Origin of the sequence: Streptomyces sp. NPDC093109 (genome assembly GCF_040701725.1) — a bacterium.
GTDB lineage: Bacteria > Actinomycetota > Actinomycetes > Streptomycetales > Streptomycetaceae > Streptomyces.
Window position 1 is genome coordinate 1 of record NZ_JBFBEZ010000125.1, and the last position, 1,340, is coordinate 1,340.

The following is a 1,340-nucleotide window of genomic DNA, read 5'->3' on the forward strand; positions in this document are numbered from 1 at the left end:
GGGCCTTGTCCCAGAAGGGTGGACACCTGTTCGTGTCGTTATGCGGCAAGTGTGATGGTAGCTGACTGCTGCTCGTAGGTGATCGGGGCCTGCTGTCCGTTTGCCGAGTGCCGTCGGCGGGTGTTGTAGCGGGTGGTCCAGCGGAAGACGGCCAGGCGGCAGGCGCGGACGCCGTCGAAGCGGCGGGCACCGCGCAGCGTCTCGCGTTTGAGAGCGGCGTTGAAGGACTCGGCGAGGGCGTTGTCCGCCGAGGTACCGACCGCGCCCATGGACTGCCGTACCCCCAACTCGGTGCAGATGTCGGCGAATTGGCGGGAGGTGTACTGGGCGCCGTGATCGCTGTGGAAGATGGCGCCGGCCAGGCTGCCCCGTGTTCGGGCGGCAGACCTGAGCGCGTCGGTGACCAGTTCGGTGCGTATGTGGTCGGCGACCGACCAGCCCACCAGGCGGCGCGAGAAGCAGTCGATCACCGTCGCGAGATACAGGAACTCGCCGTCGCCCACCGGCAGGTAGGTGATGTCCCCGACGTACTTCGTGTTCGGCATGCTCGCGGTGAAGTCGCGCCGCAGCAGGTCCGGCACTGGGGTGGCGGACGGTTCGGGCACCGTGGTGACCTGCCGTTTGCGTAGCCTCAGCCCGGCGATGCCGAACTTCCGCATGACTCGTCCGACACGCTTGTGGTTCACCTGCTCGCCCTCGTCGCGCAGCTCGGCGGTGATCCGGGGACGGCCGTAGGTGCCGTCCCACTCGGTATGCACGGCCCTGATCCGCTCGGCAAGCTCGGCGTCGGCCCGCTCGCGTGCGGCGCGGGCCGCGCGGCCGGCCCGCCACTTGTAGAAGCTGGAGCGGGCGACTTCCAGCACGGTGCACAACCGCTTCACGCCCCAGGCGCGGTGATGGTCCTCAATGAACTGGCAGCGGTTGTTCACCAGGTCATCTCTTGTGCGAAAAACTTCGTCGCCTTGCGCAGGATGTCGCGTTCGGTGGCCAGTTTCTGGTTGTCCTTGCGCACCGCCGCCAACTCCTGGCGCAGGGCCTCGTTCTCGGCCCGGAGCTCTTCGGCCGTCGGCGGGGAATCCACCGTGCTGTCCTCCGTACTCGTCGTGCTGTCCCCGCCGTGGCGGGCCCGCTCGGTCCGTACCCAGTTGCGCAGCGTCTCCCGGCTGACCCCCAGGTCCCTCCCCACACCCTCGAAGGTGTGGCCCGGGTCCGACAGGTACAGCGCGACAGCGTCCGCCTTGAACTCGGGCGAATAGACCTTCATCACCATAAGAGATCCCTCCTCCCCGGCCCCTGGCGGGGCCGGGCTCAGAGGTGTCCACCCTTCGGGGACAGGTCCC

At 68.2% G+C, this 1,340-nt stretch carries 1 protein-coding gene; it reads right to left on the reverse strand.

Going from position 1 to position 1,340, the window contains the following annotated elements; all coding sequences use genetic code 11:
• Nucleotides 1-38: 38 nt before the first annotated feature.
• Nucleotides 39-1,270 (reverse strand): IS3 family transposase gene (locus AB0389_RS37870; protein WP_366400133.1). Its coding sequence is split into 2 segments (ribosomal slippage): nt 39-952 and nt 952-1,270, totalling 1,233 coding nucleotides; the frame shifts between segments, so codons are not numbered across the junction.
• Nucleotides 1,271-1,340 lie beyond the last annotated feature (70 nt).